The 25,579-nt window shown below is 64.8% G+C and carries 21 protein-coding genes; 12 read left to right on the forward strand and 9 right to left on the reverse strand.

Annotation, left to right across the window (positions count from 1 at the left end):
• Positions 1-36 precede the first annotated feature (36 nt).
• From GPL20_RS08240 to GPL20_RS08255, 4 genes are read right to left on the reverse strand one after another with little or no spacing between them, the layout of a single operon-like run.
• Positions 37-1,032 (reverse strand): alpha/beta fold hydrolase, encoded by a 996-nt coding sequence (locus tag GPL20_RS08240; protein WP_157329093.1) that lies wholly within the window; start codon positions 1,030-1,032, stop codon positions 37-39.
• Between the two features lie 10 nt (positions 1,033-1,042).
• Positions 1,043-2,593, reverse strand: coding sequence for a WS/DGAT/MGAT family O-acyltransferase (locus GPL20_RS08245; RefSeq protein WP_157329094.1), 1,551 nt, complete (start codon positions 2,591-2,593; stop codon positions 1,043-1,045).
• A 48-nt stretch (positions 2,594-2,641) separates the two neighbouring features.
• The gene (locus GPL20_RS08250; protein WP_157329095.1) at positions 2,642-3,442 is read right to left on the reverse strand and encodes an esterase/lipase family protein; all 801 of its coding nucleotides are present in this window, start codon (positions 3,440-3,442) and stop codon (positions 2,642-2,644) included.
• The gene (locus GPL20_RS08255) at positions 3,442-3,699 is read right to left on the reverse strand and encodes a DUF6489 family protein (protein ID WP_157329096.1); all 258 of its coding nucleotides are present in this window, start codon (positions 3,697-3,699) and stop codon (positions 3,442-3,444) included. Before GPL20_RS08255 ends, GPL20_RS08250 begins: the two co-directional genes overlap by 1 nt.
• Positions 3,700-4,006: 307 nt before the next feature.
• Here GPL20_RS08255 and GPL20_RS08260 point away from each other — a divergent pair, with 307 nt between their 5' ends.
• The 12 genes from GPL20_RS08260 to GPL20_RS08315 all read left to right on the forward strand — a co-directional run bounded on the left by GPL20_RS08260 (position 4,007) and on the right by GPL20_RS08315 (position 17,721).
• Entirely contained in the window at positions 4,007-5,602 is a 1,596-nt protein-coding gene (locus GPL20_RS08260) for an ABC transporter substrate-binding protein (RefSeq protein WP_157329097.1), read from the forward strand.
• Positions 5,603-5,705: 103 nt separating this feature from the next.
• Positions 5,706-6,686 (forward strand): ABC transporter permease, encoded by a 981-nt coding sequence (locus tag GPL20_RS08265; protein ID WP_157329098.1) that lies wholly within the window; start codon positions 5,706-5,708, stop codon positions 6,684-6,686.
• 10 nt (positions 6,687-6,696) lie between these two features.
• Positions 6,697-7,665 carry an ABC transporter permease gene (locus tag GPL20_RS08270; protein ID WP_157329099.1) on the forward strand — a complete coding sequence of 323 codons (969 nt, stop codon included), beginning with the start codon at positions 6,697-6,699 and terminating at the stop codon, positions 7,663-7,665.
• 13 nt (positions 7,666-7,678) lie between these two features.
• On the forward strand, positions 7,679-8,665 hold the full coding sequence (locus GPL20_RS08275) for an ABC transporter ATP-binding protein (RefSeq protein ID WP_157329100.1): 987 nt from the start codon (positions 7,679-7,681) through the stop codon (positions 8,663-8,665).
• On the forward strand, positions 8,662-9,651 hold the full coding sequence (locus GPL20_RS08280) for an ABC transporter ATP-binding protein (RefSeq protein WP_157329101.1): 990 nt from the start codon (positions 8,662-8,664) through the stop codon (positions 9,649-9,651). The genes GPL20_RS08275 and GPL20_RS08280 overlap by 4 nt, the downstream gene beginning before the upstream one ends.
• 81 nt (positions 9,652-9,732) lie before the next feature.
• Positions 9,733-11,538 carry a gamma-glutamyltransferase family protein gene (locus GPL20_RS08285; protein ID WP_157329102.1) on the forward strand — a complete coding sequence of 602 codons (1,806 nt, stop codon included), beginning with the start codon at positions 9,733-9,735 and terminating at the stop codon, positions 11,536-11,538.
• A 9-nt stretch (positions 11,539-11,547) separates the two neighbouring features.
• Positions 11,548-12,258, forward strand: coding sequence for a DUF1028 domain-containing protein (locus GPL20_RS08290; protein WP_157329103.1), 711 nt, complete (start codon positions 11,548-11,550; stop codon positions 12,256-12,258).
• A complete protein-coding gene (locus GPL20_RS08295; protein WP_157329104.1) occupies positions 12,255-13,244 on the forward strand; it encodes an ABC transporter ATP-binding protein in 990 nt (329 codons plus the stop codon). Before GPL20_RS08290 ends, GPL20_RS08295 begins: the two co-directional genes overlap by 4 nt.
• On the forward strand, positions 13,244-14,350 hold the full coding sequence (locus GPL20_RS08300) for an ABC transporter ATP-binding protein (RefSeq protein WP_157329105.1): 1,107 nt from the start codon (positions 13,244-13,246) through the stop codon (positions 14,348-14,350). Before GPL20_RS08295 ends, GPL20_RS08300 begins: the two co-directional genes overlap by 1 nt.
• A 22-nt stretch (positions 14,351-14,372) precedes the next feature.
• Positions 14,373-15,881, forward strand: a complete 1,509-nt coding sequence (locus tag GPL20_RS08305; RefSeq protein ID WP_157329106.1) for an ABC transporter substrate-binding protein — start codon at positions 14,373-14,375, stop codon at positions 15,879-15,881.
• 10 nt (positions 15,882-15,891) lie between these two features.
• Entirely contained in the window at positions 15,892-16,833 is a 942-nt protein-coding gene (locus tag GPL20_RS08310; protein ID WP_157329107.1) for an ABC transporter permease, read from the forward strand.
• 3 nt (positions 16,834-16,836) lie between these two features.
• Positions 16,837-17,721: an ABC transporter permease gene (locus GPL20_RS08315; protein ID WP_157329108.1), complete on the forward strand. Its 885-nt coding sequence runs from the start codon at positions 16,837-16,839 to the stop codon at positions 17,719-17,721.
• 117 nt (positions 17,722-17,838) lie between these two features.
• Here GPL20_RS08315 and cnbZ read toward each other — a convergent pair whose 3' ends face one another.
• The 5 genes from cnbZ to GPL20_RS08340 all read right to left on the reverse strand — a co-directional run bounded on the left by cnbZ (position 17,839) and on the right by GPL20_RS08340 (position 25,520).
• The gene (gene cnbZ, locus GPL20_RS08320; protein WP_157329109.1) at positions 17,839-18,585 is read right to left on the reverse strand and encodes a 2-amino-5-chloromuconate deaminase CnbZ; all 747 of its coding nucleotides are present in this window, start codon (positions 18,583-18,585) and stop codon (positions 17,839-17,841) included.
• A 9-nt stretch (positions 18,586-18,594) separates the two neighbouring features.
• Positions 18,595-19,845: an adenylate/guanylate cyclase domain-containing protein gene (locus GPL20_RS08325; protein ID WP_157329110.1), complete on the reverse strand. Its 1,251-nt coding sequence runs from the start codon at positions 19,843-19,845 to the stop codon at positions 18,595-18,597.
• Positions 19,842-20,231: a response regulator gene (locus GPL20_RS08330; RefSeq protein ID WP_008550277.1), complete on the reverse strand. Its 390-nt coding sequence runs from the start codon at positions 20,229-20,231 to the stop codon at positions 19,842-19,844. The genes GPL20_RS08325 and GPL20_RS08330 overlap by 4 nt, the downstream gene beginning before the upstream one ends.
• Positions 20,228-22,276: a sensor histidine kinase gene (locus tag GPL20_RS08335; RefSeq protein ID WP_157329111.1), complete on the reverse strand. Its 2,049-nt coding sequence runs from the start codon at positions 22,274-22,276 to the stop codon at positions 20,228-20,230. The genes GPL20_RS08330 and GPL20_RS08335 overlap by 4 nt, the downstream gene beginning before the upstream one ends.
• A gap of 145 nt (positions 22,277-22,421) precedes the next feature.
• On the reverse strand, positions 22,422-25,520 hold the full coding sequence (locus GPL20_RS08340) for a MexW/MexI family multidrug efflux RND transporter permease subunit (RefSeq protein WP_157329112.1): 3,099 nt from the start codon (positions 25,518-25,520) through the stop codon (positions 22,422-22,424).
• Positions 25,521-25,579: the final 59 nt, after the last annotated feature.

The following is a 25,579-nucleotide window of genomic DNA, read 5'->3' on the forward strand; positions in this document are numbered from 1 at the left end:
CGGAATGACGTCTCATTTACATCGACGACTGCGTCGTCACCCAAACCGCCTTCTACGCCATTCGATCAGCTTGGCGCTGACCTCTTCCGGCTTCTCCTGCTGCGTCCAATGGCCGCTGTCCTTCACCAGATACTTCTCGAGGTCGGCGATCAGCTTCTCCATGCCGTCCGCCGCCGACGGCGGCAGCACGGCGTCGTTCTCGGCCATGATCATCAGCGAGGGCACGTGCACGTGATGGTCCAGTCCCTCGGAGCGTTGCCAATTGCGGGTGAAATTCCGGTACCAGTTGATGCCGCCCGTGAAGCCGGTCGTGGTGAAGGTGTCGACGAAGACCTTCTTCTCCTCCGCCGACAGAATCGGCGTGCGCGGATCATGCCTGGCGTCGTAGTTCGCAATCATCTGCGGAAAGGCCAGGTTGATCCGCGGTGAAGCGCCGATGCCGGCAATCGGTTCTTCCGCAGGCGTCCCCTCGGGGCGAGCCACCGGCTTGCGCATGAAGGCGTCAAAGGTCTCTTCGACGCGGCTGCCGAAAATCCTGTCAGGCTCGCGCGCCGGATCCTGGAACTGGACGATATACATGTGATCGCCGAACCGCTTGCGGAACAGCTCGATCGGATCGGCCGGCGCACGGTCCCAATGCGGCGTATTGACCCCGACGACACCGGCGACGCGCGAAGGATGGCGCAACGGCATCTGCCAGACGACGAAGCCGCCCCAGTCGTGGCCGACGAAGATCGCCTTGTCGATCCCGAGATGATCGAGCAGGCCGACGAGATCGCCGGTCAGGTGCTCGAGGTCGTAGTCCTCCATGCGCTCGGGCCGGTCGGTCGCGCCATAGCCGCGCTGGTCCGGCGCGATCACCCGGATGCCGGCCTCGCCCAACGCCTTGATCTGGTGGCGCCAGGAGAAGGCCAGCTCCGGCCAGCCGTGGCACAGGACCATCGGAGGCTGGTCGGTGGTCGGGCCTGCTTCGTAATAGCCCATGCGGATTCCGTTCGTCTGCACGAACTTCAGCGGCGGCATCTCGATCATTGCAAACGTCCTATTCAGCAGCGCCCTTGATATCGGCCGCGGGCGGGTTGTAGGCCGCCTCCAGCGCGGCAAACTCCTCCGGCAGCATGTCGCACATCACCTGCACATGCGGAATGATGTTGGCGCCGACGATGAAGCCGAAATCGAGCTGGTCGCGATAGCTCTGCACGGTGATGTTCAGCGCCTGCCCGTGCGTCGAGATCGACACCGGGAAGATGTGCAGAAGCTCAGCGCCGGCGGCGTAGAGCGTCTGCCGCGGCCCCGGCACGTTGGACACGGTGATGTTGGCGGCCGGCGGCAACACGTCCGACAGGTTCGAGCGGCTGTAGAGCAAGGCCAGGATCTGCACCATGATCGGCGCACCCAGCATCGAGATGTTGGAGACCTGCGGCATCAGCGCGCGCAGCGGATGCGACATCTCCTTGGACTTGGTCGATTGGGCGATGATGGCTTCCAGCCGCGCCTTGGGATCGTCGACATTGGTCGCGATCGCGCAGATCATGCCGAACACCTGGTTGTTGGCTTCGGTGTTGCCTTCCTCGCGCAGCGAGATCGGCACCGCCGCCGTCAACGATTTCGCCGGCAGCGTGCCATATTGCTGGAGATAGCGGCGGACCACGCCGGAGGCGAGTGCCAGCACCACATCATTGAGCTTGCCGCCGGCCTGCTTGGCCAGCGCCTTGGCCCGCGACAGCGGGATCGACACGCCGGCGAAGCTCCGCTCCGACGAGATCGTCTTGTTGAGCATGGTCGGCGGCGACACCATGCTGGCCAGACTCTCGCGCGACTTGGGATCGGCGACCTTGCCGAGCACGTCGGACACGCTCTTGAGCACGGTCGGGATGTTGCCGGCGAAACGCACTGCGCTCTCGATCTGATACATCGCATTGTCGAACAGGATCGAGCCGATGTCGCTCTTGCCGGTGCGCGGCAGCTGCAAATTCTTCGCGGCCTGCGAGGCATCGAGCGGCTGGCTGAAGAGCTGCTGATAGGAATCGAGCAGGTTGGCGGCGATGTCGCGCGGCTCCTGTCCGGGTTTGCTGCCTGCCATCGGCGGCTCGACTTTCCGCGGGATCGGCGAGATGTCGTAGATCATGTTGGTCAGGGCCGCGCCGGCGCCGCCGTCGATGGCGGCATGGTGCATCTTGGAATAAAGCCCGACCTCGTTGTCTTTCATGCCCTCGAATACGTAGAACTCCCAGAGCGGGCGCGCGCGGTTCAACAGCTTGGCGTGCATCCAGCCGACGATGCGCTCGAGCGTGGCGCGGTCGCGCGGCTGCGGCAGGCTGGCGCGGAAGATGTGACGATCGATGTCGAACTGGTCGTCCTCGACCCAGGAGGGGTGGTCGATGTCGAGCGGCGCCTTCTCCAGCCGCGCCTTCAGGATCGGCGCGACGTGCAGGCGCGAGACGATCATCGCCTTGAAGTCCTCGAAGAAGTCGCCCTTGTAATCGTCAGGCAGGCGAAAGATCGCCATGCTGCCGACATGCATCGGCATTTCCGGCGTTTCCAGATAGAGAAACGACGCGTCCAGCGACGACAGCTTCTTACCGTCAGCCATAGTTCCCTCCCAAAATTCTTTGACGGTCGCCTTGGCCGGCGCTTCTCGTCAGGCCGATACTGCCTGTTCCGGCGGGGCATATGCAATGGCAAACGGCCCTGCCCGGTCAAATGGCCAGAACTCCCCCTCCGGCTGCGCCAGACGGTCTGCCACGGCCCATAGCGCTGCGGGGTTCACGCCGAGCCCGATATGGCTCGCCAGGTACACCTCGATGTTCTCGGCATGGTCGGAGGGACGGAGCAGACAGGTGCGCCAGTTCACCACTCCGTCGGCGCGTGAATAGATCGACGTCGCAGGCACCGGCAGATCGCCGGCGATGGCCTCGCGCTGTTCGGCCAAGTCCTCCACCCGCTCGCCGGACAATGCCTCGTAGAGCCGCGTGGCATTGGTCGCCCGCACATCGTTGGCGAAAGGACTCCCGAGCGTGACGACATAGCGGACCATGTGGGGCGCCCACAGCGCGAGATCGCGGGCATAGACGCCGCCGAGGCTCCATCCGACCAGGCTGACCTTGCGCCCCGTCGCGGCGTGGATCTCGGCGAGACGGGCGCGCAAGTCCTCCCGCATCCGCGCCAGGCCGCCGAGATTGCGGCCCATTCGCCAGGCATGTGCCTCATAGCCGAGCTCGCTGAGATAGCGCCGCATCGGCACCATCGAGAGGTCGCTGGCGAGGAAGCCCGGCAGCGCCAGCACCGGATGGCCGTCGCCCCTGGGCGCACGCATCAAGAGCGGCGACAGCAGCAGGCTCGCATTGAACTCGAACAGGCCACGGGCCTCGGCGAGCAGCAGGCCGATGCCCGGCGGACGAAGCCGGTCGGCGTCCAGCCCTCCGTCGCGGCCGGGGGGCATTATTTCTTCTTGTCGCCGCTGCGCGTGCCACCGAGACCGGCCATCGCAACGAACATGTCCTGAAACCGCTCGGCAAGCTTCGGATCGAAGGTGAACCAGCTCTGGATCAGCGATTCCGGCGAGACCTTCTCGATGTTGCTCAGCACCTGCTGCTGTAGCTTCTCCATCACCGCCGTCTGCATCGGCGCCACATCGGGCAATCCGAAGAACTGGCGAGCCTCGAGGGGGGTGCAGTCGATTTCGATGTTAACCTTCATGTCCCCTCCAGATGAGATTCGAGCGCCCTGTCGCAGTATCGCCGCGACATGGCGTGCAACGCAAGCGACCTGAAGCTGGCGGCCGGGCACCTGCTCCCGTTAATCGCGGGGTATGGTCAATCAAATTGCCTGTACCCGCATCGGTCCGCCCGTCAATGCTGGTCAGCATTGCTGCACAGCGGCGCAACTTGGCGCGTTCCTTGCTGGAATGACGCTTGCACGGTGCAGAAACTCTAGGCAACATGGTTTGATCGGCCGGCCGAACAAATCAAAAATCACCGGCACGGCGGTGTTAAGAGGGTCAAGAATGTCAGTAGGACGAAGTCTGTTTGCGGCGACGCTCGCCGGTATGCTTGCGTTGACGGTCTCGCCGGCGTCTAGCCAGACGCTGCGCTATGCCAACCAGGGTGACCTGAAGTCGCTCGATCCCTACTCGCTGAACGAGTCCACCACCCACGCCCATCTCGGTCATGTCTATCAAGGCCTGACCGCACGCGACAAGGATCTGAAGATCATCCCGGCGCTGGCGGAGAGCTGGGAGACGCCGGAGCCGACCCGCTGGCGCTTCCATTTGCGCAAGGGCGTCAAATTCCACAACGGCGACCCCTTCACCGCCGACGACGTCGTGTTCTCCGCCGATCGTGTCCGCAACAAGAACTCCAACATGCAGACCCGCCTCGCGGCCGACGTCAAGGTCGTCAAGGTCGACGACTACACGGTCGATTTCATCCTGCCTTCGCCCAATCCCATCCTGCATTCGGCATGGGACGTCTGGTACATCATGGACAAGAAGTGGGCCGAGGAGAACAAGGCCGTCGAGCCGACGCCGGTATCGGCGAGCTCGCCGAGCTATGCCTCGCTGCATGAAAACGGCACCGGCCCCTTCATGATCGAGAGCCATCAGCCCGGTGTGAAGACGGTGTTCAAGGCCAACCCCAACTACTGGGGCAAGGTCGAAGGAAACCTGAAAGAGATCGTCTTCACCCCGATCGCCTCCGACGCCACCCGCGTCGCCGCGCTGCTCTCGGGCGAAGTGGACGTGATCGAGCCCGTTCCGATCCAGGATATCGCCCGGATCGACTCGAGCCCGAATGCCCAGGTCCTGAAGGGGCCGGAGCTGCGTACCATCTTCATCGGCTTCGACCAGACCCGCGACGAGTTGCTCTATTCCAACATCAAGGGCAAGAATCCGTTCAAGGACGTCCGCGTCCGCGAGGCCTTCTACAAGGCGATCGACGTCGAGCTGATCAAGACGCGCGTGATGCGCGGGCTGTCGACGCCGTCGGCACTGATGATCGCTCCGGAATTGTTCGTGCTTTCCAAGGACTTTACGCGCCCGAAATTCGATCCCGACGGCGCCAAGAAGCTCCTGACCGAGGCCGGCTATCCCGACGGCTTCGAGGTGACCATGGATTGCCCGAACGATCGCTACGTCAACGACGCCGCCATCTGCCAAGCCGTCGTCGGCATGCTCGCCCGCATCGGCGTCAAGATCAATCTGCTCGCACAGCCGAAGGCGCAATACTTCGCCAAGGTCTTGAAGCAAGGTGGCTACCAGACATCGTTCTACATGCTGGGCTGGACGCCGAGCACGATGGATTCCCACAACGTGCTCTATGACATCATGGGCTGCCGCAATGATGCGAAATCCTCGCGCGGCGAAGCCAATCTCGGTGGTTACTGCAACAAGGAATTCGACGCCATCACCGACAAGGTGCTGGTCGAAGCCGACACCACCAAACGCAACCAGCTGATCAAGCAGGCCTACGAGATCGGCAACAAGGACTGGTCCTACATCCCGCTGCACCAGCAGGCGCTGGCCTGGGGCGTATCGAAGAAGGTGAAACTGCCGCAGCGCGCCGACAATCAGGTCCTGCTGTATTGGGCGACCAAGCAGGAATAGCGTCACTTGAACACGGGGTCCCGGCGGCGTCAGGCTTCCGGGGCCCTTCCTTTTCCGGCCGGCAAAGACTTCGACCGGACGCCCACCCAAGGAAGTGGAAGAAATGCTCGCTTTCACTCTTCGCCGCGCCGTTCAGGCCATCGGCGTCATGTTCGCCGTCGGCATCATCGCCTTCTCGATGTTCCGTTTCGCCGGCGATCCCGTCAATCAGATCGTCTCGCTGGATACGCCTGCGGCCGAACGCGAAGCCGTGCGCAAGTCCCTGGGCCTCGACGATCCCGTGCCGGTGCAGTTCATTCGCTATTTCGCCGATGCTGCGCAGTTCAAGTTCGGCGTCTCCTATCAGTTCCGCCAGCCGGTTTCGGCGCTCCTGATGGAGCGCATGCCTGCGACGCTGGAACTTGCGATCTGCGCGACGATATTTGCAATGGTGCTCGGCATCCTGATGGGGGTCTATTCCGCGCTCAAACGCGACACCATGCTGGCGAAATTATTCCAGGCGGTCTCGCTGATCGGCATCTCGCTGCCGACCTTCCTGATCGGCATCCTGCTGATCTATCTGTTCGCGGTGACATTGGGCTGGTTGCCCTCGTTCGGCCGCGGCGAGGTGGTCAAGGTCGGCTGGTGGACCACGGGCCTGCTCACGCTGTCGGGACTGAAGGCGCTGATCATGCCCTCGATCACGCTCGGCCTGTTCCAGATGACACTCATCATGCGGCTGGTGCGCGCGGAGATGCTGGAGGTGCTGCGGACCGACTATATCCGCTTCGCCCGCGCCCGCGGATTGACCACCCGTGCCGTTCATTTCGGCCACGCGCTGAAGAACACGCTGATTCCCGTAATCACGGTGGCAGGTCTGCAGTTTGGCTCGGTTATTGCATTTTCGATCATCACCGAAACCGTGTTCCAATGGCCGGGCATGGGACTTCTGTTCGTCCAGGCCGTGCAAAACGTCGATATCCCGATCATGGCCGCCTACCTGCTGATGGTTTCGCTGATTTTCGTCACAATCAATCTGGTGGTCGACATCCTCTACACCGTGGTCGATCCGCGCCTGCGCTCGACCGTCGGCCGCGCCGCATAAGGCATTCTGCATGTCCGACGCAGTCGTCTCCAATTCCGACAAGCAGAGTGCGCAGGCGGCGCATGCCCGCAACTGGCTCAGCCGCGCGCTTGACAGCGACGTCTTCTATTCGTTCCGACGCTCGAAGCTGACGATGGTGGCGGCGGCCATTACCGTGCTGTTCTTCCTGCTCGCGATCTTTGCATCCGCGCTCGCAGTGCAGAACCCGTTCGATCCCGCGCAGCTTCAATTGATCAACTCGCGGATCTCACCGCTCTGGACCGCAGACGGCCAGAGCCCGTTCCTGCTCGGCACCGACGAGCAGGGCCGCGACGTGTTTTCGGCCATTCTCTACGGGCTGCGCATTTCGCTGGCCGTCGGCATGGCCGGCGTGATCTTTGCCGGTGCACTCGGTATCGCGCTCGGCCTGATCGCCGGTTATTTCGGGGGCGCGGTCGACGGCGTGATCATGCGGATCGCCGACGTGCAGCTCACCTTCCCCGCCATCCTGATCGCGCTGCTGGTCAACGGCATAGCGAAATCGATCCTCGGCAACCGGCTGGATGCCACCAGCATGCTGGTGGTGCTCGTGATCTCGATCGGCCTGAGTTTCTGGGTCGGGTATGCGCGGACGGTACGCAGTTCCGTGATGGTCGAGAAGAACAAGGACTACGTGGCCGCCGCGCAGCTGATCGGCCTGCCCGCACCGAAGATCATGCTGCGGCATGTGCTGCCGAACACCATGGGCCCGATCCTGGTCATCGCCACGATCAACCTCGCGCTTGCCATCATCACCGAGGCGACACTGTCTTTCCTCGGCGTCGGCCTGCCCGACACCATGCCGTCACTCGGCACGCTGATCCGCATCGGCAACAACTATCTGTTCGCGGGCGAATGGTGGATCGTCGCCTTCCCCGGGCTCGCGCTCGCGACCCTGATTCTGTCGATCAACCTGCTTGGCGACTGGCTGCGCGACGCGCTCAATCCGAAGCTCCGATGAGTATGCCTCGTTCATGACCGAACCCGTCCTCTCCGTACGTAATCTTCAGGTGGAGTTCGCCTCCCGCCGCGGCACGCTGCGCGCCATTGACGGTGTGTCCTTCGACATCGCCAAGGGCGAGGTGCTTGGCGTGGTCGGCGAGTCCGGCGCCGGCAAGTCGGTCACCGGCCTCGCGGTGATCGGCCTGATCGATCCGCCGGGCCGGATCGCCGGCGGCGAGATTCATCTCGCGGGCCTGCGCATCGACAATCTGCCGCCGGAAGAGATGCGCCGTGTTCGCGGCAAGCGCATCGGCATGATCTTCCAGGACCCTCTCACCTCGCTCAATCCGCTCTACCGCGTCGGTGACCAGATCGTCGAGACGATCAGAACCCACCTGAACCTGTCCGAGGCGGCCGCCCGCCGCCGCGCCATCGACCTCCTGGCCGAGGTCGGCATTCCCGCACCGGAAAAGCGCATTGACGGTTATCCCCACGAGTTCTCCGGCGGCATGCGCCAGCGCGTGGTGATTGCATTGGCGATCTGTGCCGAACCCGAGCTGATCATCGCGGACGAGCCGACCACCGCGCTCGATGTCTCGGTGCAGGCGCAGATCATCTCGCTGATCAAGCGGCTCGGGCGCGACCATGGCACCGCGGTGATGCTGGTGACGCACGACATGGGCGTGATCGCGGAAACCTCCGACCGCGTCGCGGTGATGTATGCCGGCCGCGTCGCCGAGATCGGCCCGGTGCAGGACGTGGTGAAGAACCCGCTGCATCCCTATGCCAAGGGGCTGATGGGTGCGATCCCGACGCTCGCCGGCGACGACAAGCGCCTCATGCAGATTCCCGGCTCCATGCCGCGGCTCTCGGCGATCCCGCGCGGCTGCTCGTTCAACCCGCGCTGCGCGTTCGCCTTCGATCGCTGCCGTGTCGAACGGCCGGAGCCGCTGGCGCGCGGCGCGCAATCGGTTGCCTGCCATCTCTATGACAACGTACCGGCGGAGAGCGCAGCATGAGCGCTCCCTTCGTCCAGGCCACGAACTTGCGTCGCGTGTTCGACGTCTCGAAACCCTGGCTGAACCGCGTGCTCGAGGGCGGTCATCTCGAATATCTCAAGGCCGTCGATCACGTCACCTTCGACATCCGGAAAGGCGAGACCTTCGCGCTGGTCGGCGAATCCGGATCGGGCAAGACCACGGTGGCGCGCATGGTCGTCGGCCTGCTGCCGCCGACTTCCGGCGACGTGTTGATCGACGGCGTCTCGATGACGGATCCGCGCCAGGCCCAGGCGCGGCGAAAGCTGCGTCGCCGCATCCAGATGATCTTCCAGGACCCCTATGCGAGCCTGAACCCGCGCTTCCGGGTCGACGCCATCATCTCCGAGCCGATCCGCGCGTTCGAGCTGATCCAGGGCGAGCGCGACATCCAGGCGCGTGTCGGCGAGCTGCTCAGCCTCGTCGGCCTGCACCCCGACGACCGGCTGAAATATCCGCACGAATTCTCCGGCGGCCAGCGCCAGCGCATCGCCATCGCGCGGGCGCTCGCATCAGACGCCGAGTTCATCGTGTGCGACGAGCCGACTTCGGCGCTCGACGTCTCCGTGCAGGCGCAGATCCTGAATCTGATGCGCGATCTCCAGGACAAGTTCGGCCTGACCTACATGTTCATCAGCCACAACCTCGCCGTGGTCCGCCACATGGCGAGCCGCGTCGGCGTGATGTATCTCGGCCGCATCGTCGAGATCGCGGAGGGCCGCGAGCTGTTTGCCCGTCCGCGGATGCCCTACACCAAGATGCTGCTGGGCGCCGTGCCCGACCTGGCCATGAGCGGCCGACAGCGCATTCCGGTGAAGGGCGAGATTCCGAACCCGATCAATCCGCCCTCCGGCTGCGCCTTCAACCCGCGCTGTCCGCTGGCGTTCGATCTCTGCCGCAAGGAGACCCCGGAACTGATCGACGGCGTCGCCTGCCACGCGGTCAACACCGCACCGGTCCCGGCGTGACGCGCGCGTGCCATGCAGCCTGCGCATTTGGCGGGGGCGTAGGCCTGTGATCAATTGCGCGCGCCGCAAATGAGGTAGCCCATGGCCAGCAATATCAATCCAGATCCGTTCACGACGAGGCCGGAGATCGAAGGCACCTTCGGGGTCGTCGCCACCACGCACTGGATCGCCACCGCCGTCGGCATGGCCATCCTGGAAAAGGGCGGCAATGCCTTCGACGCCGGTGTTGCCACCGCCTTCACGCTCCAGGTGGTCGAGCCGCATCTGAACGGCCCCGGCGGTGACGTGCCAATCATCGTCCACGACGTGAAGCGCGGCCGCACCGAAGTGATCTGCGGCCAGGGCCCGGCGCCGGCGCGCGCCACCATCGCGCATTACAAGAGCGAAGGCCTCGACATGGTGCCTGGCACCGGCCTGCTCGCGGCCTGCGTTCCCGGCACCTTCGAATCCTGGATGATGCTGCTGCGCGACTACGGCACGATGCGCGTGCGCGACGTGCTCGAGCCCGCGATCTCCTATGCGCGCGACGGCTATCCGCTGGTCGAGCGCGCCTGCGCCACGATCCAGACCGTCGAGCAATTGTTCCGCAAGCACTGGCCGACCTCGGCTGCGGTCTACCTGCCGAACGGCGAAGTGCCGAAGCCCGGTACGCTCTTCACCAACAAGACGCTGGCTGCGACCTACGCCCGCATTCTCAGTGAGGCCGAAAGCGGCGGCGGTGGCCGCGACGCCGAGATCGAGCGTGCGCGAAAAACCTGGTCGCAAGGCTTCGTTGCGGAAGCCATCGACAAGTTCTGCCGCACCCAGGAAGTCATGGACGTCAGCGGCTCGCCGCATCGCGGCGTGCTCTCCGCCGACGACATGGCACGCTGGCAACCGACGGTCGAGGCACCGCTCACCTACGACTATGGCCGATACACCGTCTGCAAGGCCGGCGTCTGGAGCCAGGGTCCGGTGACGCTGCAACAGCTCGCGCTGCTGAAGGGCTTTGCGCTCGACGGGCTCGATCCCACCGGGCCTGAATTCATCCATCTCCAGATCGAATGCGCAAAACTCGCCTTCGCCGACCGTGAAAAATTCTACGGCGATCCCAAGTTCGCCGAGATCCCGATCGCGACGCTGCTGTCGGATGCCTACAACGACGAGCGCCGCAAGCTCGTCACCGACAGGGCCTCGCTCGAATTCATTCCCGGCTCGGTCGAAGGCTTTGGCGGCGTCGTCAAATTGCGGCGCGCCGAAGGCCAGCGCGAGGCCGTCGGTGCGCTTGGCGCCGGCGAGCCAACCGTGGGACGCTTCGGCGAGGTGCGCGGCGACACCGTGCATTTCGACATCATCGACAAGGCCGGCAACATGGTGTCCTCGACGCCGTCGGGCGGTTGGCTGCAATCCTCGCCGATCATTCCGGAGCTCGGCTTCTGCCTCGGCAGCCGCGCCCAGATGTTCTGGCTGGAGGAAGATCACCCCGCAGCGCTTGCGCCGGGCAAGCGGCCGCGTACCACGCTGTCGCCGACAATGGCGCTGCGCGACGGCGAGCCCTATCTCGCCTGGGGCTCTCCGGGCGGCGACCAGCAGGACCAGTGGATCACGCAATTCTTCCTGCGGCATGTCCATTGCAATCTCAATCTCCAGGAGGCGATCGATGCGCCGGCCTGGCATTCCGAGCACTTCCCCATCTCGTTCTGGCCGCGCACCGCGCGGCCCGGCGTGCTCGTGGTCGAGAACCGGGTGCCGAAGGCGACGATCGAGAACCTCCGCGAGCGCGGGCATATTGTCGAGGTCGGCCCCGACTGGTCGGAAGGCCGCCTCACTGCGGCCTCGCGCGTCGGTGTGCGCCGGCGTGCTGCCGCCAACCCACGCGGCATGCAGGGCTATGCCGCGGGACGCTAAAGGCAGCACATGACCTGGTCGATCATCGCGCGCGATCCTGCCACCGGCCAGTTCGGCATTGCGGTAGCGACCCGCTTCTTCGCCGTCGGCGCGCGTGTTCCCTACATCGCGGCCGGCCTCGGCGCCATCGCAACGCAGGCCTTCGTCAATCCCTATTACGGCATCGACGGCGTAAAGCTGCTGCGTCAAGGCCTGAACGCACACGATATTCTCTCCACCTTGCTCGCGGCCGACGACGGCCGCGAAAGCCGCCAGGTCCACATCATGGATGCCAGCGGCCAGATCGCGGCACATACCGGGCGCGACTGTGTCGACTGGTGCGGCCACATCGCGGGCAGCGGCTTCTCCATCGCCGGCAACATGCTCACCGGCGCCGACGTGCTCGACGAGACCGCAAAGACCTATATCGCCAATGACAGCCTGCCCTTCCCGCGCCGCCTGCTCGCGGCCATGCGCGCTGGAGAGGCCGCCGGTGGCGACAAGCGCGGCAAGCAGTCCGCCGCACTGCTGATCCACGGCGAGGAGGAATGGTCGGCGCTGGATATTCGGGCCGACGATCATCCCGATCCGCTCGGCGAACTCGAACGGCTGGAACGGGTCAGCCACGAGCTCTGGGTGCACTTCCGCGCATCCATGCCGACACGACTGAATCCGGCCGGTAACACCGATCGCAGCGTCATCGACGCCAGCATCGCCGCGGCACGTGCAAGACGATCATGAACGCGATCCCGCTCATCGAGATCAGGGATCTCCGCATCCGCTTTCATGGCGACGACGGCCGCGTCACCCATGCGGTCGACGGCGTCGATCTCAGCGTCGCCAATGGCGCGACGCTCGGCCTCGTCGGCGAATCCGGCTGCGGCAAGAGCGTGACGTCGCTTGCGATCATGGGCCTGCTGCCTAAGCAGAGCGCAGAGATATCGGGCGCGATCCGCTTCGACGGCCTTGACCTGTTGCAAACGCCGGACCAGGCCCTGCGCGACCTCCGTGGCAACCGGCTCGCGATGATCTTCCAGGAGCCGATGACCTCGCTCAACCCGAGCTTCACCATCGGCGACCAGATCATCGAGACCATCCTGCGCCACCGCGGCGGATCGCGGAAAAGCGCGCGTGAACGCGCAATCGAGCTCTTGCGTCGCGTCCACATCCCTTCGCCCGAGCGGCGGATCGACGAATATCCGCACAAGCTCTCCGGCGGCATGCGCCAGCGCGTGATGATCGCGATGGCGCTGGCCTGCGATCCGCGGCTGCTGATCGCGGACGAGCCGACCACGGCGCTCGACGTCACCTTGCAGGCGCAGATCCTGGAGCTGATGCGGGAATTGAAGGCGGCCAGCGGCGCCGCGATCATCCTGATCACCCACGACCTCGGCGTGGTCGCCGAAGTTTGCGACGAGGTCGCGGTGATGTATGCCGGCGAGATCGTCGAGCGCGCACCGGTGGATGAGCTGTTCTCCGCGCCGCAGCATCCCTACACCGTCGGCCTGCTCGGCTCGATCCCGCGGCTCGATCATCGCGCCGAGCAGCTTGCGACCATTGAAGGCATGGTGCCGAACATGGCGCAGCCGCCCGCCGGCTGCCGCTTCGCCGCGAGGTGCCCGTTCGTGCTGGACGCCTGCACCAGGGCGCCGCCGCCGTTGGTCGAAGTCAGCCCCGGCCACCTCTCGCGCTGCATCCGCGCGCCGCTCGAACGTTTGGTGTCGTGATGGCGCTGCTCGAGGTCGAAGGCCTGGTCAAGCATTTCGTCGCCGAGCGCTCGCTGCTCGGCCGGGCGCTGGCGCATGTCAAAGCCGTCGATGGCGTGTCCTTCTCGCTCGAGGCCGGTAAGACGCTGGCCCTGGTCGGCGAATCCGGTTGCGGCAAATCCACCGTCAGCCGCCTGGTGCTGCGGCTGATCGAGCCGGATGCGGGCAGTGTACGCTTCGACGGCCGCGATCTCCTGTCGCTCGATGCTGGGGCGCTGCGCGCCTTTCGCCGCGAGGCGCAGATCATCTTCCAGGATCCCTACGCCTCGCTCAATCCGCGCATGACGGTCGGCCAGATCCTGACCGAGCCGCTGGCGCTGCACGATCTGGTGCCGCAGGCGCAGCGGCGCGAGCGCGTCGCGGAGCTGTTGCGGCTGGTTGGCCTCGAGCCGCGGCTGTCACGCCGCTATCCGCATGAATTCTCCGGCGGCCAGCGCCAGCGCATCGCCATTGCCCGCGCGCTCGCGGTCGAGCCGAAGCTGATCGTCTGCGACGAGCCAGTCTCGGCGCTGGACGTCTCGATCCGCTCCCAGATTCTCAACCTGCTGCGCGAGCTCCAGGACCGGCTCGGCCTCGCCTACATCTTCGTTTCGCACGACCTCGCCGTGGTCAAGCACATCGCCGACCACGTGGCGGTGATGAATCTCGGCCAGATCGTCGAGACGGCGCAGGCAGATGCGTTGTTCGCTGCGCCGCGCCACCCCTATAGCCGGGCACTGCTGTCCGCGATCCCACTGCCACAGCCGAAGGCGAAGCGAACGACGGTCCTGCTGGAGGGCGAGATCCCGAGCGCGCTCAATCCGCCCGCCGGCTGCCGCTTCCACACCCGCTGCCCCTTCGTGATCGAGCGCTGCCGCACCGAGGCGCCGGAACTTGTGCCCGACTCCGCGGGCCATGCCGCCGCCTGTCACCGCATAGCGGAACTGCCGTCCGCCGACGCCATCCTGCCAGCAGCCGGCGGATTTTCGCCAGAGCTTGCGAAATTGGTCGCAGCCTTCAGCCGAAAGACGGAAGGCGCAGCCGCTTCCGGGGTTGGTATACAGGGCGCCACGCCGACGACGACGTAGCCGAAGCAATGGGGACTGTCCGATGAAGATGTATCGCCTGGCCGCAACGGCCGCCGCCTTCCTGCTATCGATCGCAACGGCGCAAGCCCAGACCACCCTGCGCATCGGTCTTGCCGAGGACCCCGACATCCTCGATCCGACCATGGCACGCACCTATGTCGGCCGCATCGTGTTCTCCGCGTTCTGCGACAAGCTGTTCGACATCGACGAGAAGCTCAACATCGTGCCGCAGCTCGCGCTGTCGAGCGAAACAGCCGACGACGGCAAGGCCCTCGTCATCAAGCTCCGCCCCGGCGTGAAATTCCACGACGGCGAGCCGTTCGATGCCGAGGCCGCAAAGTTCTCCTTGGAACGCCACCTCACCTTTCCCGGCTCTTTCCGCAAGCCGGAGCTGGCCTCGGTCGATCACGTCGAGGTCGTCGATCCCCTCACCATCAGGCTGGTGCTGAAGTCACCGTTCTCGCCGCTGCTCGCCCAGCTCACCGACCGCGCCGGCATGATGATGTCGCCGAAGGCGGCGAAGGAAGCCGGCGACAAGTTCGGCCTGCGTCCGGTCTGCGCGGGCCCCTACAAATTCGTCGAGCGCGTGCAGCAGGACCGCATCGTCTTCGAGAAATTCGCCGACTACTGGAACAAGGACAATGTCTTCATCGACCGCATCGTGTTCCAGCCGATCGTCGACGCCACGGTGCGGCTCGCGAACCTGAAATCCGGCGGCCTCGACCTGATCGAGCGCGTGCTCGCCACCGACCTCAAGGAGGTCCGCGCGGATTCGCGGCTGAAGGTCGCGACCGCCATCGAGCTTGGCTATCAGGGCGTCACGCTCAACATCGGCAAGGACAAGGCCAAGGGGCCGCTCAGCCAATCCGCCAAGGTGCGGCAGGCGCTCGACCTGGCGATCGACCGCGAGGCGATCAACCAGGTCGTGTTCAATGGCGAGGTTCAGGTTGGCAATCAATGGGTCAATCCTGATCATCCCTACTATCAGAAATCGCTTCCGGTCCGTCCCCGCAACGTGGCGAAGGCCAAGGCCCTGCTGAAGGAAGCCGGCGTGACACCGCCGGTCAGCGTCGATTTCCTGGTGTCGAAGGGCGCGGAGACCGAGACGCCGGCGCAGGTGATCCAGTCGATGGCGGCGGAAGCCGGGTTCGACATGAAGCTCCGCGTCACCGAATTCGCAACCGGCCTCAAGCAGGCCGAAGCCGGCGACTACCAGGCCTTCATGCTGGCCTGGAGCGGCCGTGTGGATCCCGATGGCAACACCTTCGTCTTCCTGCACAGCGGCGCGCCGCAGAACTACGGCGCGTGGAACAATGCGCAGGCCGACAAGGCGCTGGAGGATGCGCGATCGGTGACCGACCCCGCCAAGCGCAAGGCCAGTTACGAAGCCCTGGCGAAACTGGTCCAGGAGGAAGAGCCCCTCCTCTATCTCTACCACCGCCGCATCATCATCGCGCACACGACGAAGCTTGAAGGCTACAGGCAGATGCCCGACGGCCTCGTGCGCGTGATCGGCCTCAAGCTGAAGTGACGAAGAGAGGATGCTGAACTTCCTCGCCCGCCGCCTTGCCCAGATCGTGCCGACGCTCTTCTTCGTCTCGGTGCTGATCTTCTCGTTGCAGCAATTGCTGCCCGGCGATCCCGCGCTGGTGATGGCGGGCGAAGAGCGCGACCCGGCGGTCATCGAGCAGATCCGGCACCAGTACCGGCTCGATCAGCCTGTCCCCGTGCAGTACGCCTACTGGATCAAGGGTGTCCTGTCGGGCGACTTCGGCGAGTCCCTGCGCAACAAGATGCCGGTGCGCGAGCTGATCGCACAGAAGCTGCCGGTAACGCTGCAGCTCGGCTCTATGGCGATCCTGATCGCGTTCTGCATCGGCATTCCCGCCGGCATCGTCGCGGCCGTGAGGAAAGGCACGGCCTGGGACTACGGCGCCAATCTGTTCGCGCTCTGGGGCATCTCCACGCCGAACTTCTGGCTCGGCATCATGCTGATCTTCCTGTTCTCGATCGAGCTCGGCTGGTTGCCGGCCTCGGGCTATGTGCCGCTCACGGAAAACTGGCGTGCCAGCCTGGCTGCCACCATCATGCCCGCCTTCGTCCTCGGTAATGCGATTGCCGCGATCCTGATGCGGCATACCCGCAGCGCGATGCTTCAGGTGCTGGAGAGCGACTATGTCCGCACCGCGCGCGCCAAGGGCCTCACCGAGCGCTCGGTGATCCTCAAGCACGCCATGCGCAACGCGCTCACTCCCGTGATCACGCTCGGCGCGCTCGAGCTTGGGACGCTGCTGTCAGGCGCGGTGCTGACCGAGCAGATCTTCTCCATCCCCGGCTTCGGCAAGCTGATCGTGGATGCCGTGTTCAACCGCGACTATGCCGTGGTGCAGGGCGTGGTGCTGGTGACGGCCACGGTCTACATCACCCTGAACCTCGTTGCCGATATCGCCTATATCCTCGTCAATCCGCGGCTGCGGGGCTGAGCCATGACCGACGCCGCGCTGACCAGTCCCGTCACGCAAGCTCACGAGCTGGACAGCCCGGCGCGGCGCGCCCGGCGGCGCCTGTTCAAGCGCAAGGCCGCCGTGTTCGGGCTCATCGTGATCATCGCGTTCATCGCGCTGGCGGTGCTTGCACCGTTCGTCGTTCCCTACGATCCCATCGCGACGAGCTGGAGCCTGGTGCGCAAGCCACCCACCGCCGCGCACTGGTTCGGCACCGACGAGCTCGGCCGCGACATCCTCAGCCGCGTCGTCTACGGCGCGCGGGCCTCGCTGCTCGCAGGCCTGATCTCGGTCGCGATCGCGCTCGGCATCGGCGTGCCGCTTGGTCTGCTCGCCGGCTATCGCGGCGGCTTCATCGATGCGCTGATCAGCCGGATCACGGATGCGATGCTGGCCTGCCCGTTCCTGATCCTGGCAATCGCGCTGGCGGCGTTCCTCGGCCCGAGCCTCGGCAACGCCATGATCGCGATCGGCATCTCGGCAACGCCGATCTTCATCCGCCTGACTCGCGGACAGGTGTTGAGCGTCAAGGCCGAAGACTATGTCGAGGCTGCGCGCGCGCTCGGCAATCCACCGTGGCGGATCGCGTTCTCGCATATCCTGCCGAACATCCTGCCGGCGCTTCTGGTGCAGGCAACGCTGTCGATCGCCGCCGCCATCATCGCCGAAGCCGCGCTGTCGTTCCTCGGCCTCGGCCAGCAGCCACCGGCGCCGTCCTGGGGCAGCATGCTCAATGCCGCACAGCGCTTCCTGACCCAGGCGCCCTGGATGGCGATCTGGCCGGGGCTTGCGATCTTCCTCGTGGTGCTGTCGCTGAACCTGCTCGGCGACGGCCTGCGCGACGCGCTCGATCCACGGCAGCGCTAGCTGTTCCTCATGGTGAGGAGCGCGCCCTTGGCGCGCGTCTCGAACCATGAAGGCCCGACGTCGCCCGTGACCATCCTTCGAGACGCCCGCCTTTGGCGGGCCCTCAGGATGAGGACCTCAAATGACGATCTCGCGCATCACGCGACGGCAATCCATCTCGTATTCGAGATCGACCACCGGCGGCCGGGCAAAATGCCAGGTCAGGCCGGAGCGCAGCGCGCCGCGGCGGACCAGCTCGTCGACGAGAGCGTGGTGGAAGTCGTGCACGGAATAGGCCTGCACGCCGGTCGTGTCCTTCCAGCCGTAGCCGAAGGCCGCCATCCGGTTCTCCATCTGCGACGTGGTGGTGAAGCGCACCTTCTCCCGCAGCCCCTCCGGGCTGAGGTCGCGGTAGCGCACCGTGCGCTCGACATAAGTGCCGCTGCCCTCGCGCGCCTCGGCGCCGCCGGCGATCACGAAGCTCGGCGCCGTCGAGCGGGTCGGGCGCGTGAAGGAGAACGCGTAGAATGACGGTTCGGAGGGCGGATCGATCTCGGGACAGACATTGCTGCGTGCCACCGGATTGGTGGTGCCGTCGAAGATGCCCCATTCCGACAGCGTCTTCACGTAGTGCAGGTTGAACGCACGAAAGCCTTCCTCGCTGAAAGCTGCCGGCGAACGCAGCTCGCACGCACAGAACGCCGTCAGCGGACGCCCAGCCTCCTGGATGAACTTTGCGGCGAGCGCAAACCCTTCCGCGAGCGGCACCAGGCGGTCGAACCGGACGCGCTCGATCTCGTAGCCGTCATCTGCGGCAGCACCCGCCGAATACTGGAACACCGACGGAATGAAACGATAATTGCCGGCAGAGAATTCACGCGTCATCACGGTCTCCTATTCCAGTTGCATGCGAATGCCGCTAGCGCCATTGAGCAGGCGCTTCAGGTGAAAGCCGGCGAGCTGGTCGTCGGCGTGCATGCCGACCAATGCGGCAAAGGCCGGCATGGCCGCAGCGTCGCCGGCCTCCATCTTGGCAAACGCCTCGGAATAGAGCGCCGTTTCCGGCGCTTCGAATTTGGCCTTTATCAGCGGCTCGAACGCGCGCAGCGGCTCGCTGCGTCCGCGCAGCATCAGCTCACCGACCGGGCGCCCCTGAAAGTTCTCGGCCGCCTTGGCGACGCTGGCACTGACGCAGATGCGCGTTCCCAGATGCTTGTTGGCAGCCTCCAGCCGCGCCGCGATATTGATGGAGTCCCCATACGCGGTGTAGTCGAAGAAGCGATTTCCGCCGAAATTGCCGACCAGTGCCGGCCCGGCGTGAATGCCGATGCGCGTGGTTCCGAAATTCACGCCCCTGACCTTCTGGCGCACGCAAAAGTCCTGCGCCCAGGCATCGAGATCATGCGCGCAGGCGACCGCGCGCGTTGCGTAGTCCAGCTGATCGTCGGGGGCGTTGAAGAGCACCTGGATCGCATCGCCAATGATCTTGGCGACCGTCCCCTCGTGCGCGAAGACGACCTCGGTCATCCCACCGACATACTCGTTCAGGAGCTCGCCCAGCGTCTCCGGCGGCGCGCTCTCGACCAGCGAGGTGAAGCCGGTGATATCCGTGAAGATGGTCGCGACATCGCGCCACTGCACTTCGATCCCCTCACCTTCGCCACCCGCCGCCAGACGCTTGGCGAGCTCCGGCGAGAAATGGCGCGACAGCGCAGCATGGGCGCGCTCTGCCGCCATCTGGCGGCGCCGCACCTCACGCAGCATCTCCACGTGACGAATGGTTTTGTCGATCGTGGCCTCGAGATCAGCGAAGTCGATCGGCTTGGTGAGGAAGTCGAACGCGCCGCGGTTCATGGCCGTGCGGATGTTGCTCATGTCACCATAGGCCGAGACGATGATGGTCGACTTCTTGTCTTCGGCGTCCTGGAGCTTTTGCAGCAGCGACAGCCCGTCCATCCGGGGCATGTTGATGTCGGAGACCACCATGTCGACCTGCGGATTCTGCTCGAGCGATTGCAGCGCCTCGAGGCCATCACGGGCGAATATGATGTCGATGAGCCCGTCGCGGATCCGCCTGCGGAATTTTTGCAGAACCAGCGCCTCGAGATCCGGCTCGTCGTCGACGAAGAGGATGGTCGCAGTCATGCGGCTTGCTCGAGCCTCGTATCGATCTCCTGCCGCAACAGCGCAAAGTCGATCGGCTTGGTGAGGAGCCCGACGGCGCCGCGCTCGATGGCCTTGCGGCGCGTCTCGGCATCGCCATAGGCCGTGATCATGATGACGGGAACGTCCGGATGCGCGGCGCGGACCTTCGGCAGCATGTCGAGGCCGCTCATGCCGGGCATGTTGATATCGGACAGGATCAGGATCAACGAGGGATCGCGAACCTCCGCGGCGACCCTGAGTGCATCCGGCGCAGAGGGCGCGAACTCCATCTGGAAGCGGCCGGCGCGCAATTCGCGCCGGAACTGCTGCCGGAACAGCGCCTCGACGTCGGGCTCGTCGTCGACGACCAGGATGTAAACGTTCAAGGCTTGCCTCCGGGGGTGCCGCCAGCCGCCATCGTGCGCGGCAGGGTGATGATGAATTCGGTGAATACACCGGCCTCGCTGTTCACGTCGATCGTGCCGCCATGCTGTTTCACGACGATGTCGTGACTCATGGACAGGCCGAGCCCGGTGCCCTCGCCGGCCGGCTTGGTGGTGAAGAAGGGATTGAACATCTTCTCCCTCACCTCGGGTGGAATCCCGGTGCCGTTGTCGCGGATCCGGATTTCGACACTGCCGCCGAGATCTTTCGTCGTCGCGCTCAAGGTCGGCTCGAAGCCGTCTCCGGCGCTCTCCTTGCGCTTGGCTCCGGCATAGAAGCCGTTCGAGATCAGGTTCAGCAAGACGCGCGTGATCTCCTGCGGATAGATGTCGACCATGCCGGCGGCGGGATCGAATTCGCGCTTGAGCGTGACGTTGAAGGCCGGCCGTTCGGCGCGCGCGCCGTGATAGGCCAGATTGAGGCTTTCCTCCACGACCGCATTGATATCGACGGCGCGATGCTCGCCGGAGCCCTCGCGCGAATGCAGCAGCATGTTCCTGACGATGGAATCGGCGCGCCTGCCGTGCTGCACCACCTTCTCGAGATTGCCCCTGAGCATCGAGGTCAGCTCGTCGACCTCCTCCTTGGTCTTGCCCTCGAGCGCGGCCGATTGCAGGACCTCGTTGAGCTCGTCGATCAGCTCCGTCGAGACTGCCGAGAAATTGTTGACGAAATTGAGCGGGTTCTTGATCTCGTGGGCGATCCCCGCCGTGAGCTGGCCGAGGGAGGCGAGCTTCTCGGTCTGGATCAGGCGATCCTGGGCGGCGCGCAGATCGTTCAGGGATTGCCGGAGTTCCGCGGTCCGCTGCTGGACCTTGTTTTCGAGGTCGGCATAGGATTCCTGCAAGCGCTCGCCCATGTGATTGAACTGGTCGGCGAGACCTTCGAGCTCGTCGCCGGTTTTGATCGAAATGCGCTGGGCGAAATCGCCCCCGCCGATGCGCTCGGCGCCGATGCGCAGCGCCTGGATCGGTCCCACCATACGGCGCGCCAGGAAGATTCCGGCGAGCACCGCGAAGATCGAGGCGACGAGCAGCACGAGTGCGAGCCGTTCCAGCGCGGCATAGAGCGCCGCGTAGGCTTCCTCGACGGGCAGCTCGACGAACATCGTCCAATGCATCGGCTCGATCGGGGCCGATGCGGTCAACACTTTCCGCCCTTGGATGTTGCGCGCTTCGGGAAGCGCGTCGGGCAAGGTGCCGCTTCCGGCCAGCGCGGCGCGAACCTGCGCTAGATTCGACATGTCGGTGTTGCGCAGGACCAGGCTGATGTCGGGATGCGCGATCAGGCGCCCCTCCGGGCCGACCACATAAGCGTGCCCATGCTTGCCGACCTTGATCTGGGACACGACGTCCCAGATCAGCTTGAGGTTGACCTCGGCGATGCTGACGCCGGCATCCTTGCGCGCGCCGGCCTGCGCCAGCGTCATGTAGGGCTCGGAGTCTCTGCGGAAATAGACCGGCCCGTAAAAGACCTTGTGCGCGACCGCCTGCGTGAACTTGGGGTCGTCCGAAAGGTCGATCCCGCTATCGATGGCGTCCACCGCGAGCCGGGACACCCGCAGCCGCTCCCTGCCGGTCGCATCGACCTGGCCCAGCTCGGTGATTGCCGGCACCTGGCGCAGCAGCCGCAACGCATCGAACCGGCGCTGCTCGATCGAGCTTGCCGCCCACGGCAGTTGCGTGGTCCAGCCGAGCTGGTTCTCGATCTCCTTGACGAACTGGCCGATCTTGGCCGCTGCCGCCTCGGCCTGCTCATGCTGGACCCGGATCAGCGAGGCCTTGTGCTCGCGATAATAAAAGAAGACCTCGAACAGGCCGTTGGCCAGCAGCGCGATGGCGACGACGGCCACGAACAGCCCGACATATTTGGTGAACAGCCGGACCCTGATTCCCCGCTCCGCCGCTTCGCCGGACACGACGCCATCCGCGGCGGCGCTCGGCCGCGTCCTGGCATGCGGGGTGTCGGAATGGAGGGAGATGCTCATCCCGCCAAGCCTAGCAAGAAGGCCGGACCTTGTCTCTCGGCAGCGCGGGAAGGCCTTGCCCAAAACCTAACGGCAGCACCCAGGCACACAAAAAAGGGCGGCAACGGATAACCGCTGCCGCCCCTTGGTTCGCTTGCTTGCGGCGTCAGGTCGGACGCAAGGCCTTGTTGGAGTCGAGGTCGAGATCGGCGACCTGCTTGTTCCGCTCGGAATCGGCTGCCGCGCGATGGTCGGTCGCCAGCACCACATAGACCGCCGGCAGCACGAACAGCGTGAACAGCGTGCCGATCGACATGCCGGCGACGACGACCAGACCGATCGAGAAGCGGCTGGCTGCGCCCGCGCCGGTCGCGGTCAGCAGCGGGATCAGGCCCGTCACCATCGCGGCGGTGGTCATCAGGATCGGCCGCAGGCGGATACGGGCCGACATCTCGATGGCCGAGCGGCGGTCGAGCCGCTCGTTGACCTGGAGCTCGTTGGCGAACTCCACCATCAGGATGCCGTGCTTGGTGATCAGGCCGACCAGGGTGAGCAGACCGACCTGGGTGTAGATGTTCATGGTCGCCGCGCCGAAGAACAGCGGGATCAGCGCGCCGACGATCGCCATCGGCACCGAGATCATGATCACCAGCGGGTCGCGCAAGCTCTCGAACTGCGCCGCCAGCACCAGGAAGATGATGATCAGTGCGAAGCCGAAGGTGATCGCGAGCTGGTTGCCTTCCTGCACATATTGCCGGGAGTCGGCCAGATAGTCGTGGCTGAAGCCTTGCGGCAGATTCTTGGCCTCGCCTTCGAGGAAGTCGACCGCCGCACCAACGGTCACGCCCGGCATCGGCACGGCCGAGAACGTCGCCGAATTGAGCTGGTTGTAGTGGGTCAGCGAATTCGGGTCGGTCTTGGTGTCGATCGACACCACCGTCGACAGCGGGAGCTGCTGGCCGGTGTTGGTCGTGACGTAGTAGCCACCGAGCGATTCCGGCGACAGACGCTTGCCGCGCGGCACCTGCGGGATCACCTGGTAGGAACGACCCTCCAGATTGAAGCGGTTGATGTAGTTGCCGCCGAGCAGCACCGCGAGCGTAGAGCCGAGGTTCTGCATGTTGACGCCGAGGTCCTGCGCCTTGGTGCGGTCGATCGTCACCTTCACGTTCGGCTGGTTGTAGGCAAGGTCGCTGTCGGAGACGATGAACATGCCGCTCTTGCGCGCAGCATCCTTCAGCTTCTCCATCTGCTCATAGACCGTCTGATAGCTGGCGGTGGAGTTGATCACCATCTGGATCGGGAGGCCGCCCGGCCCGCCCGGCAGCGGCGGCAGGTTGAATGCGAAGGCCTGCACGCCCTCGATCTTGGAGAGTTCGGCCTGCACCAGCGGCTTCAAGGCGATCGACGAGCGCTTGCGCTCCTCCCAGGGCTTCAAGAGCATGCCGGCGATGCCGCCCTGGGGACCATTGATGCCGTTCAGCACGAAGCGCAGATCGGTCTCTGGGAATTTCTGGAATTCCTTGTCGAGCTTCTCGCCGTAGTAATCGACATAATCGATGTTGGCGTATTTCGGCGCCTTGGTCACCGCGAACACGATGCCCTGGTCTTCCTCCGGCGCCAGCTCCTTCGAGGTGTGCATGTAGAGGAAGCCGACCAGCCCGAGGATCGTGACCGCGAACAGGCCGGTGATCGCCTTGTAGTCCAGCGAGCGATCGAGCTTGCGCCCGTACCACCGCGTAATCGCGCCGAACACCTTGTTGACGAGCTTGGCGAAGCGGCCCTCTTCGGTGTTCCTCAGCAGCACCGAGCACATCATCGGCGACAGCGTCAGCGCGATCACGCCCGATACGATCACCGAGCCCGCGAGGGTGAAGGCGAATTCGCGGAACAGCGAACCGGTGAGGCCGCCAAGGAAGCCGATCGGCGCGTACACCGCGGCAAGCGTGATCGTCATCGAGATGACCGGACCGACGATTTCGCGCGCGCCTTGCAGCGACGCCTGTACCGGCGTCTTGCCCTCCTCCAGATGGCGGTGGATGTTCTCCACCACGACGATGGCGTCGTCGACCACGAGGCCGATCGCGAGCACCATCGCGAGCAGGGTCAAAAGGTTGAAGCTGAAGCCCAGTGCCAGCATCAAGGTGCAGACGCCGATCATCGACAGCGGAATGGTGACGACCGGAATGATCACCGAACGCAGCGAGGCCAGGAACAGGAAGATCACCACGATCACGATGATCACGGCTTCGCCCAGCGTCTTCTCCACCTCGTCGATCGAGGACTGGATGAACTTGGTCGAATCGTAGGCGACCTTCATCTTCATCGACGGCGGCAGATTGCGTTCGAGTTCGGGGAACAGCGCGCGTACGCCCTTGACCAGCGTCAGCGGGTTGCCTTGCGGCGTCGCGTTCACGCCGATGAAGATCGCGTGCTCGCCGTTGAAGGCGACGCTCGCATCCGTGCTCTGGGCCGCAAGCTCGACGGTGGCGATGTCCTCCATCCGCACGAAGCCGCCATCCTTGGCCTTGACGATCATCTTCCTGAACTGGTTGACGTCGGTCAGGCTGGTGTTCGTCGAGATGTTGGAAACGATGAGATAGCCTTTGGTCTGGCCCGCCGCGGACTGGAAGTTGTTGGCGGTGATCGCGGCCGCGACATCGGCCGGCGACACGTTGCGGCCAGCCATCTTCACGGGATCTAGCCAGAGCCGCATCGCAAAGGTCTGGCCGCCCAGGATGTCGGCCGAGGCCACGCCGTCGACGGTCGACAGCACCGGCTGCACCACGCGCGTCAGATAGTCGGAGATCGCCGAGCCCGACAGCTCCTCGGAGGAAAAGCCGAGATACATCACGGCCGTGGTCTGGCCCGTGGTCTTGGTGACGATCGGGTCGTTGGATTCCTTCGGGATCAAATATTTGACCGAGTTCGTCTTCGCCAGCACCTCGGTCAGCGCCTGGTTCGGATCGAAGTTCAGCTTGATGTAGACCTGGATCGTCGAGGTGCCGAGCACCGAGGACGAGGTCATGTAGTCGACACCCTCGGCGGAGGCCACCGCCTGCTCGATCGGCGTGGTGATGAAGCCCTGGATCAGGTCCGCAGACGCGCCGGGATAGACGGTCGTGATGTTGATGACCGTGTTCGACAGCTTGGGATATTGCCGGATCGGCAGCACCATCGCCGCACGCAGGCCGATCAGCAGGATCAGCAGGCTGACGACGACCGACAGCACCGGTCGCTTGATGAAAATATCGGTAAGGGCCATCGCGGCGATCTCGATCTCTATGTCTCAAGAAGCGTGATCCGGCCGAGCCGGATCACGCG

The organism is Bradyrhizobium cajani (genome assembly GCF_009759665.1).
In the GTDB taxonomy this organism is placed as follows: domain Bacteria; phylum Pseudomonadota; class Alphaproteobacteria; order Rhizobiales; family Xanthobacteraceae; genus Bradyrhizobium; species Bradyrhizobium cajani.